This window comes from Delftia sp. S65 (assembly GCF_016516495.1).
In the GTDB taxonomy this organism is placed as follows: domain Bacteria; phylum Pseudomonadota; class Gammaproteobacteria; order Burkholderiales; family Burkholderiaceae_C; genus Comamonas; species Comamonas acidovorans.
The window spans coordinates 1-14882 of the sequence record NZ_JACVUR010000026.1; the positions used below are offsets into that span (position 1 = coordinate 1).

The window sequence follows — 14882 nt, forward strand, 5'->3', positions numbered from 1 at the left end:
CCCCCAACCTCCCAATCCCCTCCCCGGCCCTGCTGTCCTGCAGCAGGCCTGGGCAGGGCTTTGCCTGAAAACACCGGACCGGACTCTTCGCCATGCCATCCAAGCCCTTCACCCGCGCATCCCTGGCCCTGGCAGCCATGGCCGCCTGCGCCACCTTCAATGCCCACGCCGTCGATATCGACGCGGGCGACTACACCGCCCTGCCTCCGGGCACCACGCTGGGCATGGTCTATTACCAGCACGCCACGCGCGACAGCCTCTATGCCAATGGCGACCAGGCGCCCATACGGCCGAGGCTGACCTCGGACATCGGCATTGCGCGCGGCGTGCACTTCATGAAGCTGGGCGACTATGTGATCGACCCGCAGTTCCTGCTGCCCTTCGGGCGCCTGTCGGCCTCGCGCGATATCGCGGCCATGGGCAGCAATACCGGCGTGGGCGACCTGATGCTGGCCGCCACCCTGTGGCTGACAAAGCCCGGCGACAAGGAGCACTTCGGCATCACCCCCTTTGTCTGGCTGCCCACGGGCCAGTACAACCGCAACGACCCGCTGAGCCTGGGCGAGAACCGCTGGAAGGCCGCCCTGCAGGCCGGCTGGATCAAGCCGCTGGGCAAGAGCGTGACCATGGACCTGGCGGCCGATGTCACCGTCTTCGGCAAGAACGACGACTTCGGCACCCACAGCACCACGCTCAAGCAAAAGGCGCAGTTCCAGTTCCAGGGCTTGCTGCGCTACCACCTGTCGGATACCTCGGACCTGCGCCTGGGCCTGTCGCACCTGACGGGCGGCGAGACCCAGGTCAACGGCGTGTCGCAAAGCGACCGCCAGTCCACCACCAAGGTCTCTTTCGGCGGCGCGGTCTTTGTCGCACCCAAGACGCAGTTGCTGGCCACCGTGGGCCGCGACCTGCATGTGCGCCAGGGCTTCAAGGAGAACGCCCGCATCAACCTGCGCCTGCTGCAGGTTTTCTGAATCCCACACCCCCTGTCCCCTGTCCCCTGTCCACCACCAAGGAGCACACCATGAACCTCAGCGACATCCAGCACCAGATCACCGAACGCGCCAGCGCCTTCCTCAACCGGGGCACGCATGACCTCTTCATCGACGGCCAATGGGTGGCGGCCCAGACCGGCCAGCGCCTGTCCACCGTCAACCCGGCCACCGAGGCCGTGATCGCCGAAGTCGCCAGCGCCGGCCCGGCCGACGTGGACTTGGCCGTGCGCGCCGCGCACCGCGCGCTGCACCTGGGCCCCTGGGGCCGCATGCGCCCCGTGGAGCGCGAGCGCCTGATGCTGCGCCTGGCCGATCTCATGGAGACCCATGCCCAGGCCCTGGCCGAGGTCGAATCGCTGGACAACGGCAAGTCCGCCGCCATTGCGCGCGCCGTGGACATCGCCATGGCCATCGACTCCATCCGCTACATGGCCGGCTGGGCCACCAAGATCGAGGGCATGACGCACGAGCACTCCGTGCCCTTCGCGCCCGAGGCCCAGATGTTCACCTACACCCGGCGCGAGCCCGTGGGCGTGGTCGCCGCCGTCGTACCCTGGAACTTCCCCCTGCTCATGGCCACCTGGAAGCTGGCGCCCGCGCTGGCTGCCGGCTGCACCCTGGTGCTCAAGCCCGCCGAGCAGACGCCGCTGACCGCGCTGATGCTGGCCGAGCTGATCCAGGAAGCGGGCTTTCCGCCCGGCGTGTTCAACGTGGTCACGGGCGACGGCCCCGGCACGGGTGCGCCCCTGGTCTCGCACCCGCTGGTCAACAAGGTCAGCTTCACGGGCTCGACCGAGGTGGGCAAGCTCATCGGCCATGCCTGCATGGACAACATGACGCGCATCACGCTGGAGCTGGGCGGCAAGTCCCCCGTCATCGTGCTGGACGACTGCGATCCCGCCACGGCTGCGGCGGGTGCGGCCAATGCCATCTTCTTCAACCACGGCCAGGTCTGCTGCGCGGGCTCGCGCCTGTACGTGCACAAGAGCATGTTCGACCGCGTCGTGGCCGACGTGGCCGACCAGGCCGCCCGGCTCACCCTGGGCCATGGCCTGGACCCCAGCGCGCAGATGGGTCCGCTGGTCTCGCAGGAGCAGATGGAGCGCGTCTGCAGCTACATCGACATAGGCCGCAGCCAGGGCGCCGAGGTGGTGACGGGCGGCGCCCGCTCAGGCCAGCGCGGCTACTTCGTGCAGCCCACGGTGATGACCGGCGTGCAGCACGACCACCGCGTGGCCCGCGAGGAAATCTTCGGCCCCGTGCTCGTGGCCATGCCCTATGACGACCTCGACGAAGTCGCCGCCTGGGCCAACGACACGCCCTACGGCCTGGGCGCCAGCATCTGGTCCAACAACCTGTCCAAGGTCCACCGGCTGATCCCCAAGATCCAGTCCGGCACGGTCTGGGTCAACTGCCACAGCACCCTGGACCCGGGCATGCCCTTCGGCGGCTACAAGCAGTCCGGCATGGGCCGCGACATGGGCCGCACGGCGCTGGATGCCTATCTGGAGACCAAGTCGGTGTTCATCAATCTGTGAGGGCTGCTGCCGGCCTGCAGCTTTTGTGCAGGCCGGCAGCGGGGGCTTGTCGGAAAGCACGGATTCAGATCATTCCGATATCTTTTCACTGCGCACCCCTGCACACTTCCCCGCTTTCCACGCCATGCCGCCTGCAGTGCGGCACAGAAAGAGAGGGAGACCATGGATCGTCGTTGGATCGCAGGGCTGTCATGGCTCTTCATCGCCTGGTCCTGCCAGGCGCAGGACGGGGGCAAGGCCGACAGGCCCACACCCGAACAGGCCCGCCAGGAGGCAGCGCGCTGGAGCCACACCGCCGTGGCCGACATCCAGCGAATGCACCAGATGATCCGGGAGGCACATCCCGCCGTTCTCGACCCTAGCGCAAGTGCTTTCCACCAGTGGTTCAGCGAGGGATACGACCAGGCCATGGCGCTGGCTGGGCGCGCAGCCACGGAGCAGCAGGCCTTTGCCGCGCTGCGCTTCTACACCACCGGATACCGGGACGGCCATCTGGCCATATGGCGCAACCACCATGCCGCCACGCCTGTGCGCACGACCTGGGCAGGCTGGGCCGTGCAGCGCCAGGCAGGCCGCTACCGCGTCTCGGGCCGCGCTGCGCAATGGCCGATCGATACGCCGCAGGTGGGGGAGCAGGTACTGTCGTGCGACGGCATCCCCATCGACGATCTGCTCACTGACAAAGTGGCGCCCTTCGTGAACCGGCTCGTGCACCTGGAGGGAACGAAGTCCGATCTGGCATGGCACCTGACCCGCGAATCGCCCAGCGCCCCGCTGTGGGAGCCGCTCAGGGTGCGTCAATGCACGACCCGCTCCGCCGCTGGCGAAATCCGGAGTTTCAACCTGGCATGGCAGCCGCTGGACGACAAGGACGCCCGTGCCCTGGCGCGGCCCCGGGCACCGCGCCAGGGCATCAAGGAAGTGCGACCGGGAGTGCAGTGGGTCCAAGCGTCCAACTTCATGCCATCGTCCGAGAAGGCCATGGCCGCCTTCGAGAAAATGCTGGAGGGCATCCGGCAGGCAGGAGATGCGCAGGCCGTGGTGCTCGATGTGCGCGGCAATGGCGGGGGCAACTCCCTGCTCGGCTACCGCATCCTGATGGCCCTGCTGACAGATGCCATCACGGCAGGCGCCACGCAGCACTCCCAAGCCAGGGCTTACTGGCGTGTCTCCGCCATGGCCCTGGAGGCGTTCGAAGAGCGCAGGACACAGCTCCTGCGCACGGAAGGCGCCGGCAGCCTGGTCTACCAGTTCACACAGGAGATGGCCTCGCTGATGGGGGATGCCGCATCGCGCGGGGAAGATTTTGTCGAGCAGCCGCAGGTCGATGAAACGCACAAGGAGTTGCAGCAAGACACCGCCGCCGCACGCGCAAACCCCTTCAAGGGCAAGCTGGTGCTGGTCACGGATGCACAATGCCAGAGCGCCTGCCTGGATTTCGTGAGTGCGGCGCTGCAGATTCCGGGCATCGTGCACGTGGGCAGCATGACCGGAACGGACACGCAGTACACCGACGTGGCCGACAAGGCACTTTCGCCCACAGTGACGTTCCGCGTCCCCCTCAAGGTCTGGAAGAACCACGGGCGCCAGGACAAGGAGGGCAAGCCCTACCTGCCGCAGTTCGTCTTCGACGGCGACCTTGCCGACACCGCCGCCGTGCAGGCCTGGGTGCTGGACAGCATCCTGCCCACGGCAGGAAACATCCAGCTGGATTGAACAGAGGCAGGCTTTGAGGAGATCGGATGATGCGAAGAAGGTCCCATGACGACGCCATGGCCGAGCTGTACCGCAGCGATCCGGTCATGGCCGTCGAGACCGTCAACGCCATCCTGGCCAATGGCGACCCGGCAGAGCTGCGGATCGTGATGCGCCAGTTGGCCTGGCGTACCTGCCCACACAGCTTCCCCCTACTCCGAATACCCCTTGGGCCATCCCCCTGGCCGGTCGCAGCATTCCTCCCAGCCCAGCTTGCGCGAGGTGTGGCCTATGCCGGGGTTGAAGGTATTGGTGGGATCCAGTTCGCGGTAGAAGCCCGCCAGCGCGGGCTTGGCCACGTAGAGGTGGCCCACGTTGTGCTCGGCCGGGTACTCGGCGCGGCGCGCGTCCAGCAGTTCCCACATGCGGTGCTCCATGGCCAGCGGGTCCACGCCCTTCTTGACGATGTAGTCCTGGTGGAAGACATGGCAGAAGAAGTGGCCGTAGTAGAGCTTGTGGACCATGTCGCGCTCGACGTCGGCAGGCAGTTGCTCCACCCATTCGCGGTCGTTGCGGCGCAGGGCCACGTCCAGGGCCACGATGTCCTCCACCTGGGCGCGGTGCACCTCGCGGTAGCGGATGGCCGCGCCCGCGATGGCGAAGCGGTGCAGGAAGGCCTTGCGCCCCTCGTCGGCATCGCACTCGAACCAGCCGCCCGTGGCGCTGCCGCTGAAGTGCTGCGTGAGGAAGTTGCGCGTGGCCTCGGCCGTGTCGTTGGACACGCGCACCAGCAGGTGGTGCTCGTAGCGGTCGCGCCACTGGCGCATGCGCGCGGGCAGGTGGCTGGGCAGCAGGTTGGTCAGCGCCTGGATCACGCGGTCGGTGACGCCGCGCAGGCCGAAGCGCTCGAAGAAGCCGTCCACGCGGCTCTTGAGGGCGAAGGCGGCCGGCACCCTGGCCGTGCCGAAGCGGTCGATCAGCAGGAAGGTGTCCTTGCCGTATTTCTCGCCGATGTCGTAGGCCGTGCGGTGGATGTACTCGCCCGCGATCGGCAGGCGCGGCAGCGCGGTCAGCAGCTCGCGGCGCACGGCCGTGAGGTCGTCGGGCGCATTGCTGCCTATATAGAAGACGGTGCTGGGCTCCTTGGGAAAGGTGTCCAGCCGCACGGCGAACAGGCACAGCTTGCCGGCCGAGCCCGAGGCCTCGAACAGGCGCGAAGGGTCGGCGTTGAAGCGCGCGGGCGTGTCCTCGTCCACGGCGCGCACGGCCTCGGCATAGCGCGGGTCGGAGGCGGCACGCTGCGCATCGTGTGCGATGTCGGATTCGGTGTAGTCGCCGTTTTGCAGCCGCGTGAGGATTTCCTCGGGCGTGCGGCCCAAGGCGATGCCCAGGTGGTTGACGAGTTCCAGCGAGCCGTCGTCGCAGACGCGCGCGTACAGCGCCAGCTCGGTGTAAGCCGGGCCGCGCCGCACCAGGGCGCCGCCCGAGTTGTTGCAGATGCCGCCCAGCACCGAGGCGCCGATGCACGACGAGCCGATCACCGAATGCGGCTCGCGCCCCAGCGGCGCCAGCGCCTGCTCAAGCCGGTCCAGCGTGGCGCCGGGCAGGCAGACCACCTGGGCGCCGCCGCCAATGACCTGCACGCCGGTGATGCGCAAGGTGTTGATGAGCACGATCTCGCGGTCGTAGTCCGCGCCGTCGGGCGTGGAGCCGCCCGTCAGGCCCGTGTTGGCGGCCTGCATGATGACGATGCGCCCGGCCGCCACGGCGGCCTGCACCACCTTCCACTGCTCCAGCAGGGTCGCGGGCCGCACCACGGCCAGCACCGGGCCCTCGCCCGTGCGGTGGCCCTTGCGGAAGCGGCGCGTGGCCTGGTCGTCGGTGAGCACATGGGCGGCGCCCACGGCTTCGCGCAACTGCAGCAGCAGGGCCTCGCGAGAGACGACCGGAGTCTGCAGCGCGCTCATGGCTGGCGCACCAGCAGGTCGCCGGTGATGTCGGATACCTTGCTCACGCTGGTCAGCGTCATGGCCACGCGCATTTCCTTCTCCAATAGTTCCAGCAGGTGCTTGACGCCCGCCTCGCCGGAGGCGGCCAGGGCGTAGATGAAGGCGCGGCCGATCATGGCGCAGTCGGCGCCCAGGGCGATGGCGCGCACCACGTCCAGGCCGTTGCGGATGCCGGAGTCGGCCAGGATCTTGATCTGGCCCTTGACCGCGTCGGCAATGGCCGGCAGCGCGCGGGCCGAGGACAGCACGCCGTCGAGCTGGCGGCCGCCATGGTTGGAGACGATGATGCCGTCGGCGCCAAAGCGCACGGCGTCCTTGGCGTCCTCGGGGTCCAGGATGCCCTTGATGACCATGGGGCCCTTCCAGAAGGCACGTATCCATTCGAGGTCCTTCCAGGAGATGGAGGGATCGAAATTGGCGCCCAGCCAGCCGATGTAGTCGGCCAGGCCCGTGGGGCTGCCCCGGTAGGCCGAGATGTTGCCCAGGTCATGCGGGCGGCCCAGCAGGCCCACGTCCATGGACCAGGCCGGGTGCGTGACCGACTGCCAGTAGCGGCGCATGGCGGCATTCGGGCCGCTCATGCCCGAATGCGCATCGCGGTAGCGCGCGCCGGGCACGGGCATGTCCACGGTGAAGACCAGGGTGGAGCAGCCGGCCGCCTGGGCACGCTCCAGCGCGTTCTGCATGAAGCCCCGGTCCTTGAGCACATAGAGCTGGAACCACATGGGGCGCTTGATCTTGGGCGCCACCTCTTCGATGGGGCAGACCGAGACCGTGGACATGGTGAACGGAATGCCATGGGCGTCGGCCGCGCGCGCGGCCTGCACTTCGCCGCGGCGGCGGTACATGCCCGTCAGGCCCACGGGCGACAGCGCCACGGGGATGGACAGCTTCTCGCCGAACAGCTCGATGCTGGTGTCCAGCCGGCTCATGTCCTTGAGCACGCGCTGGCGCAGCGCCACGGCGGCCAGGTCTTCCACATTGCGGCGCAGCGTCTGCTCGGCATAGGCGCCACCGTCGATGTAGTGGAACAGGAAAGGCGGCAGGCGCTTTTGCGCCGCCGCACGGTAGTCGGAGGTGGAGGAGATGATCATGATGGGTGTCTCATGTCTTTCGTATCAGGTCTGAAGTGGGCAGCAGCGCGGGCGCGGCGTCCAGAGGCAGCCGCATGGAGCGCTCGCGCCGCGCGCGGTCCTCGTCCAGGCGCTGGATGGTGGTGCGCACATGCTCCAGGTGCTCACCGATGCATTCGCGGGCGCGCTGCGGGTCGCCGTCCAGGATGGCCTGCATGAGGCTCTGGTGCTGCACGGTCAGCTCCTGCAGGGTCTGGGGCGCGCTCAGGCGGAACATGTCGTGGCGGTTGCGCTCCACCGTGGACAGCACCACGGTGAACAGGCTGTGCATGACCTGCACCAGCACCAGGTTGTGCGAGGCCTCGGCAATGGCCAGGTGGAACTGCGCATCGGCACGCGCCGCCAGCTCAGCGTGGCCGCTTTGCTGGTGCTGGATCATCACCTCGAAGCAGCGCTGGATATGGTCCTTGTCGCGCTCCGTGGCGCGCTGGGCGGCCAGCCAGGCCGTGCTGGTCTCCAGCGCATGGCGGGTTTCCAGCACGTCGTAGCGGTAGTGGGAGTCGGACTCCATCAGGCCGGCCAGCGGCCGCATGGCGTCCTTGAGCCAGTCCGCAGGCTCGGCAGCCGGCGCCGGCTCCTGCAGGTAAGTGCCATCGCCGCGCCGCGCCGCCAGCACGCCCTGGCTGGTGAGTTTCTGTATGGCCTCGCGCACCGAGGTGCGCGAGACACCCAGCTCAGCCGCCAGTTGCCGTTCCGCGGGCAGCCGCTGTCCGGGCTGCACTCCGCTGGCCTGCACCAGGGCAAGCAATTTCTCGACAACTTGATCGGCAACGCGCATGGGGATTCTCAGAATTGGTTTTCAGTGATTCACGGCGCTATGCGCCAGCCTCATCGCATGAAACCCGCACTGCCCAAGCCAGGGACACCGAGCAAGGGCCGCCCCGCCGCGAGGGTGTCGTCCCCCTCCCCCGCGAAGCGGGTAGAGAGGGGGAAGGCGCGCAGCGACTCAGGGGGTGTTTCATGTCAATACCCAGGAATCATCCACGTAAACACATAGGCTTGCAGCGTCGTGATCACCCCGATGATCACGGCGAACATCAGGCTGTGCTTGACCGTGAAGCGGAACAGGTCCGACTCGCGGCCTGCCAGCCCCACGGCCGCGCAGGCAATGGCGATGGACTGGGGCGAGATCATCTTGCCCGTCACGCCGCCCGTGGTGTTGGCCGCCACCGTGAGCACCTGGGGCAGGCCCAGCTGCTGCGCCGTGGTGGCCTGCAGCGCGGCGAACAGCGCGTTGGCCGAGGTGTCCGAGCCCGTCAGGAACACGCCGATCCAGCCCAGGAAAGGCGAGAAGAACGTGAACGCCTGGCCCGTATGCGCCAGCGCCAGGGCCAGCGTGGCCGACAGGCCCGAGTAGTTGGCCACGAAGGCGAAGGCCAGCACCATGCCGATGGAGTAGATCGGCACGGCCAGTTCCCTGAAGGTCTCGCCCAGCGTGGCCACGGCCTTGGCCGGCGACAGGCGCGTGAAGGTGATGGTGATCAGCGCCGCGATCAGGATGGCCGTGCCGGTGGCCAGCAGCCAGTTGAAGGTGTAGACCGCGCCGTAGGGCGCAGCGGCGGCCACGACGGGCGGCGTCTTCTCCACCAGGTTGTGCAGGAAGGGCACGGGGATGTTGATGACGGTGGAGGCCAGCGGGCCGCCTGCGGCGAACAGCGCCTTGAAGGGCTTGATGCTCCAGATCGTCACCATGGCCGTGAGGATGATGAAGGGCGACCAGGCCTTGATGACGGCGCCTGCTGTCAGCGGTGCACCGGAGGTGATGGCCGGTGCTGCAACTGCCGCAGCCTTGCCGCCCTCGCCTTCCGTGTCGAAACGGAAGATGCGCTTGGGTTGCCAGACCTTGAGGAACAGCGTCAGCGCCACCAGCGAGACGATGGCCGAGGTGATGTCCGGCAGCTCCGGGCCGATGAAGTTGGCGGTGAGGAACTGCACCACGGCGAAGGAGCCGCCGCCCACCAGCACCGCAGGCCAGGTTTCCTTGACGCCGCGCCAGCCGTCCATGATGGCCATCAGCCAGAACAGCACCAGCACCGTCATGAAGGGCAGCTGGCGCCCGGCCATCTGGCCGATGGCGAATGCATCCACGCCCGAGACCTGCCCCGCCACGATGATGGGAATGCCCATGGCGCCGAAGGCCACGGGCGCCGTGTTGGCGATCAGGCACAGCCCGGCCGCGTACAGCGGCTTGAAGCCCAGGCCCACCAGCAGCGCGGCCGTGATGGCCACGGGCGCGCCGAAACCGGCAGCACCTTCCAGGAAGGCGCCGAAGCAAAAGCCCACCAGGATGAGCTGCAGCCGCTGGTCGGGCGTGACCGACAGGATGGACGAGCGGATCACGTCGAACTGCCCCGTCTTGACCGAAATCTTGTAGAGGAACACGGCCGCCACGATGATCCAGGCGATGGGCCACAGGCCGTAGAAGAAGCCGTACACGGCCGAGGCCAGTGCCGCGCTCACGGGCATCTTGTAGAACAGCAGCGCCACGCCCAGCGCCAGCGCCACGGTGACGGTGCCGGCCTGGTAGCCCTTGAGACGGAACCTGGTCAGCGCCAGGAAGAAAAAGATGATGGGAATCAGCGCGATCAGCGCCGAGATCCAGATGTTCCCGGCGGGATCGTAGTTCTGCTGCCAGATGGTTTGCATGACCGTGTCTCTAGATGATGGGGAGGGCGCGGTAAGCGCCCCTTGTCGGCCACTCCCTCTCGTTGCAGCGTTGGCATGCGGTGCGATCCGCACAGGATGTCTGCTGGCTGGCCGCAACGGTGACCGGGAGTGTTCCCCGCGCTGGCGCCTTGTGGGCCATTGGTAAATTGGTCCAACCAATCAAGCCAAAATTCAGACCATTGCGCGAAGTGGTGCGATTCTCAGAGCTTTCAAGTGAGCAGATGAACAGGGTAAACACCTAAAAGAGTGCAGATAATGCACCACGATGTTTATTGGTCAGACCAATCTTGGATGTTTTGGTGCAACGCATGTTCAAGTCCCCGCCAGGCAAGGCCCCAGGCGGTGCACAAACGCAGCGCACGCAGGAAAAAGATCGGCGGCAGCGCTGTGCCCGCAGGTCCGGCGCTCATGCCTGACGTCCCCAACGGAAAAGCCCGCTCCCTACAATGCAGCCTCAGCGGTCGGTGTACCGCCCTTGTACCTTCGGCGCCCGGTCATCCCGGGCGCCCATTAAATCGCCGTGTATCCGGACGGCGGTGGCTGATTGAACGGAGCCCATCCATGAACCACATTCCTGCGCGCCGCTCGGCGCTGCGCCAGGCGGCTGCCTGCGTGCTGGCCGCCTCCACCCTGTCCAGCCTGCCCGCGCTGGCCGCCGAACCCGCCGTGCTGCGCGTCTCCGCCATCCCGGATGAAGCTCCCACCGAGCTGCAGCGCAAGTTCGAGCCGCTGGGCAAGTACCTCTCGGCCCAGACCGGCATGAAGGTGGTGTTCACGCCCGTGACCGACTACGCCGCCGTGGTCGAGTCGCTGGCCACGCGCAAGCTGGACCTGGCCTGGCTGGGCGGCTTCACCTTCGTGCAGGCCAAGATCCGCACCAACGGCACGGCCATCCCCATCGTGCAGCGCGAGGAAGACGCCAAGTTCACCTCCAAGTTCATCACGGCCAACCCCGCCATCAAGACCCTGGCCGACCTCAAGGGCAAGAGCTTTGCCTTTGGCGCACCCTCGTCCACCTCGGGCAGCCTGATGCCGCGCTTTTTCCTGCAGCAGGACGGCATCAACCCCGAGAAGGACTTCAAGACCGTGGCCTTCTCCGGCGCGCATGACGCCACCGTGGCCTTCGTGGCCGCGGGCAAGGCCGAGGCCGGCGTGCTCAACGCATCGGTCTGGGACAAGCTGGTGGAGACCAAGAAGGTCGATACCAGCAAGGTGCGCGTGTTCGCCACCACGCCGCCCTACTTCGACTACAACTGGACCGTGCGCGGCGATCTGGACCCGGCCCTGGTCAAGAAGCTGACCGACGCCTTCCTGGCGCTGGACCCGGCCAAGCCCGAGCACAAGGCCATCCTGGAGCTGCAGCGCGCCGCGCGCTTCGTGCCCACCCAGGCCTCGAACTACGAAGGCATCGAGGCTGCCGCCAAGTCGGCCGGCCTGCTCAAGTAAGCCGCGGCAGGCGCAATCCATGAGCTTTGAACTGCAAGGCGTGGGCCTGACCCACGCCGGCGGCGGCATTGCGCTGCGCGGCGTGACGCTGGCCGCACGCCAGGGCGAGGCCATTGCGCTGATCGGCCCCTCGGGCGCGGGCAAGACCACGCTGCTGTCCGTGATCGGCACGGCGCTGGCGCCCAGCCAGGGCCGGCGCAGCGTGCTGGGCGACGAGGTGCCTGCATCCAGCGCGGGGGCTCCCCGGCTGCTGCGCGCGCGCATCGGCACGGTGCACCAGGCGCCGCCCATACCGCCGCGCCAGCGCGTGGTCACGGCCGTGCTGGCCGGGAGGCTGGGCCGGTGGCCGGCCTGGAAGGCGCTGGCCTCGCTGCTGTACCCACAGGACACCGCCGGCGCGCGCGAGGCCCTGGCCCGCGTGCAGCTGGCAGACAAGCTGTTCGCGCGCTGCGACCAGCTCTCTGGCGGGCAGCTGCAGCGCGTGGGCATTGCCCGCGTGCTCTACCAGCAGGCCGAGCTCATCCTGGCCGACGAGCCCGTGGCCGCACTGGACCCGGCCCTGGCCCTGTCCACCGTGCAACTGCTGGTGCACGAAGCCGCCGCGCGCGGCGCCACCCTGGTCGCCAGCCTGCATGCCGTGGACCTGGCGCTGGCCTGCTTTGCGCGCATCGTGGGCATCCGCGATGGCGCCATCGCCTTCGACCTGCCGGCGGCTGAAGTCACGCAGGAACACCTGCGTGCGCTGTATGGGTCCGAGCATCCTGGCGATGATCCCTCCCGCCCTGCGTGGACACCCGCGCCCGCCGCCTTTGCCGCACCGCTGTCCGCATCCGCATGCCGTTGAGTTCCGATCTGCACGCGCTGCGTGACCCCGCCGCGCCCCGCCGCCTCGGCGCCCTGGTGCTGGCCGCCGTCGTTCTGTGGCCGCTGTCCCAGGGCGCGGGCTTCAGCCTGGGTGCGCTGTTCGATCCCGGCAACCTGCAGGTCATAGGCCGCTTTCTGGCCACCTTTCTGCCGCCCGAGACCGGGCGCGACTTCCTCGGCTACCTGGGCCGCGCCACGCTGGAGACCCTGGCCATTGCCACGGCCGGCATGGCCCTGGCCTTTGTGCTGGCCTTGCCGCTGGCCTACTTGGTCACGGGCGCCGCGCGCGAGCGGCGGGCGCTCAATCCCGTCACGCGCGGCCTGCTCACCATCCTGCGCGGCGTGCCCGAGCTGGTCTGGGCCCTGGTCTTCGTACGCGTCTTCGGCCTGGGGCCGGCCGCTGGCGTGCTGGCCCTGGGACTGACCTATGGCGGCATGCTGGCCAAGGTCTATGCGGAAATCCTGGAGTCGGCCGACCCCGCTCCCGCGCGTGCCCTGGCGCAGGCCGGCGCGCGCCGGCCGCTGGCCATGCTCTACGGCCTGCTGCCCCAGGCCGCGCGCGAACTGACCTCGTACACCGTCTACCGCTGGGAGTGCGCCATACGCGCCTCGGTGGTCATGGGCTTTGTGGGCGCGGGCGGCCTGGGCCAACTCATGGACCAGGCCATGAAGATGCTCAACGGCGGCGAGGCCTCCACCATCTTGCTGACCTTCATGCTGCTGGTCTGGGGCGCCGACCTGCTCTCGCGCGGCCTGCGCCGCGCGCTGGACACGCCACCTGCCGCGCGTGCCAGCGCCTGGGGCTGGCGCAGCGCCCTCACCTGCGCCGCCCTGGCGCTGAGCGTGGCCGCCAGCTTTGCCATGCTGGAGATGGACCTGCCCTCGCTGTTCACGGGCGCGGCGGGCCGGTCCATGCTGGAGTTCGTCATCAGCTTCTTCCCGCCCGACACCAGCGCCGAATGGCTGCGCAAGGTGGCCGTGGGCGTGTGGGAGACGCTGGCCATCTCCGTGGTCGGCACCCTGCTGGCGGCCGTGCTGGGCCTGCTGCTGGCACTGCCGCGCTGGCGCGCTCCCTGGAGCCTGGTGCTCAACGTGCTGCGCTCCGTGCCCGAGCTGGTCTGGGCCACCATCACCGCCCTGGCCGTGGGCCTGGGCCCGTTCGCAGGCGCGCTGGCGCTGGCGCTGCACACGGCGGGCGTGCTGGGGCGCCTGTATGCCGAGGCCCTGCAGAACCAGCCCGCCGCCCCCACCCAAGCGCTGCGCCTGTCCGGCAGCGGCCGCACCATGGCCTTCCTCTACGCGACGCTGCCCGGCGCCGCGCCGCAGTTGCTGGCCTACACGCTGTACCGCTGGGAGATGAACATCCGCATGGCCGCCATCCTGGGCTTCGTGGGCGCGGGCGGGCTGGGGCAGCTGCTGTACTTCGAGCTGTCGCTGTTCCACTATGCCCAGGCCAGCACCGTCATCATCGCCATGCTGGCGCTGTCCGTGGCAGTGGACTGGGCCAGCGCGGCGCTGCGAAGGCGCATGGGTTAGGTGGTGGAGGCCGTGGCGCCCTCACCCTCCACCTCGACCAGGTAGTCGATCAGCGCCCGCAGCTTCAGCGGCACATGGCGCGTGGGCGCATAGACCGCATGCACCACGCGCGGCGCGTACTTGCCGCACAGCGCCCAGCCCGGCAGAACGGGTGCCAGTTGCCCGGCCTGCAGCGCCGCCTGCGCGGCAAAGTCGGCCACCACGCCAATGCCCGGCCCCTGCTGCAGCGCGTGGATGATGCCCAGGCTGCTGGCAATGGTGATGGGCGTATTCACCAGCAGACGCGTGGCGGACGCGGCCGCAGGGTGGAGCGGGCGCAACTCCACCTCGTTCTGGAACTGCCCGTAGCCCAGGCTGATGAAGGGATGCGCCAGCAGTTGCCCGGGCTCCGTGATCTGCGCATGCCGCGCCAGATAGCCGGGCGTGGCCACCAGCACATAGCGGATGGTCTTGAGCGGCCGCGCCACCAGCCCCGGCGCGATCTGGCCCGGCATGCTGATGCGCAGGCCCAGGTCCAGCCCCTCGGCCACCAGGTCCACCATGCGGTCCGTCATGTCCACCTGCACCTGAACCTCGGGCCAGCGCGCGCAAAAGCCCGGCAGCAGTGGTGACAGCCAGAGATCGCCCAGCACGGCCGGCGCGCTGATCTTCAGCAGCCCGCGCGGCTGCTGGCGCAGCTGGCCGGCCAGCGCCTGCACGGCCTGGGCATCCGCCACCAGCCGAAGGCAGGCCTGGTGGATCTCGGCTCCCGCTTCGGTCAGCGACAGCGAGCGCGTGGTGCGCTGCAGCAACCGCAGCCCGAAATGCGCCTCCAGCCGCCCCACGCTGCGGCTCACGGCCGAGGTCGTCAGCCCCAGCTGCCGGGCCGCTCCCGCAAAGCTCTGGTGCTCCACCACGCGGGCGAAGACCAGCATTTCATCCAGGGGCATGGCGGTATCGGGCAAGGCGCTACTCCGGTCTTTGTTGCATGGAAAGCAATATTAATTTGAATGACTGGCG

11 protein-coding genes are annotated in these 14882 nt (G+C 68.5%); 6 read left to right on the plus strand and 5 right to left on the minus strand.

Going from position 1 to position 14882, the window contains the following annotated elements; all coding sequences use genetic code 11:
- The first annotated feature begins 92 nt into the window (after nucleotides 1-92).
- The 3 genes from IAE24_RS19270 (at nucleotide 93) to IAE24_RS19280 (ending at nucleotide 4249) form a co-directional block, all read left to right on the plus strand.
- The gene (locus IAE24_RS19270) at nucleotides 93-974 is read left to right on the plus strand and encodes a transporter (protein WP_199961496.1); all 882 of its coding nucleotides are present in this window, start codon (nucleotides 93-95) and stop codon (nucleotides 972-974) included.
- A 50-nt stretch (nucleotides 975-1024) separates the two neighbouring features.
- Entirely contained in the window at nucleotides 1025-2533 is a 1509-nt protein-coding gene (locus IAE24_RS19275) for an aldehyde dehydrogenase family protein (protein WP_199961497.1), read from the plus strand.
- 162 nt (nucleotides 2534-2695) lie between these two features.
- Complete coding sequence (locus IAE24_RS19280) at nucleotides 2696-4249, plus strand: S41 family peptidase (protein ID WP_233626294.1); 1554 nt, start codon at nucleotides 2696-2698, stop codon at nucleotides 4247-4249.
- A gap of 191 nt (nucleotides 4250-4440) precedes the next feature.
- Here the strand turns inward: IAE24_RS19280 and dld are convergent, their stop codons facing one another.
- The 4 genes from dld to lldP all read right to left on the minus strand — a co-directional run bounded on the left by dld (nucleotide 4441) and on the right by lldP (nucleotide 10016).
- On the minus strand, nucleotides 4441-6195 hold the full coding sequence (gene dld / locus IAE24_RS19285) for a D-lactate dehydrogenase (protein ID WP_199961498.1): 1755 nt from the start codon (nucleotides 6193-6195) through the stop codon (nucleotides 4441-4443).
- Nucleotides 6192-7331, minus strand: coding sequence for an FMN-dependent L-lactate dehydrogenase LldD (gene lldD / locus IAE24_RS19290; RefSeq protein WP_199961499.1), 1140 nt, complete (start codon nucleotides 7329-7331; stop codon nucleotides 6192-6194). Before lldD ends, dld begins: the two co-directional genes overlap by 4 nt.
- A 10-nt stretch (nucleotides 7332-7341) precedes the next feature.
- The gene (gene lldR, locus IAE24_RS19295) at nucleotides 7342-8148 is read right to left on the minus strand and encodes a transcriptional regulator LldR (protein WP_063326343.1); all 807 of its coding nucleotides are present in this window, start codon (nucleotides 8146-8148) and stop codon (nucleotides 7342-7344) included.
- A 185-nt stretch (nucleotides 8149-8333) separates the two neighbouring features.
- The gene (gene lldP, locus IAE24_RS19300) at nucleotides 8334-10016 is read right to left on the minus strand and encodes an L-lactate permease (protein ID WP_063326344.1); all 1683 of its coding nucleotides are present in this window, start codon (nucleotides 10014-10016) and stop codon (nucleotides 8334-8336) included.
- Between the two features lie 582 nt (nucleotides 10017-10598).
- Here lldP and IAE24_RS19305 point away from each other — a divergent pair.
- The 3 genes from IAE24_RS19305 to IAE24_RS19315 are packed head-to-tail and all read left to right on the plus strand — an operon-like array spanning nucleotide 10599 to nucleotide 13883.
- A complete protein-coding gene (locus tag IAE24_RS19305; RefSeq protein WP_012205176.1) occupies nucleotides 10599-11483 on the plus strand; it encodes a putative selenate ABC transporter substrate-binding protein in 885 nt (294 codons plus the stop codon).
- 19 nt (nucleotides 11484-11502) lie between these two features.
- Nucleotides 11503-12327 carry a phosphonate ABC transporter ATP-binding protein gene (locus IAE24_RS19310; RefSeq protein WP_013802746.1) on the plus strand — a complete coding sequence of 275 codons (825 nt, stop codon included), beginning with the start codon at nucleotides 11503-11505 and terminating at the stop codon, nucleotides 12325-12327.
- Nucleotides 12318-13883 carry a PhnE/PtxC family ABC transporter permease gene (locus IAE24_RS19315; protein WP_199961500.1) on the plus strand — a complete coding sequence of 522 codons (1566 nt, stop codon included), beginning with the start codon at nucleotides 12318-12320 and terminating at the stop codon, nucleotides 13881-13883. The genes IAE24_RS19310 and IAE24_RS19315 overlap by 10 nt, the downstream gene beginning before the upstream one ends.
- Here IAE24_RS19315 and IAE24_RS19320 read toward each other — a convergent pair.
- Nucleotides 13880-14812, minus strand: a complete 933-nt coding sequence (locus IAE24_RS19320) for a LysR family transcriptional regulator (protein WP_199961531.1) — start codon at nucleotides 14810-14812, stop codon at nucleotides 13880-13882. The genes IAE24_RS19315 and IAE24_RS19320 overlap by 4 nt on opposite strands.
- Nucleotides 14813-14882: the final 70 nt, after the last annotated feature.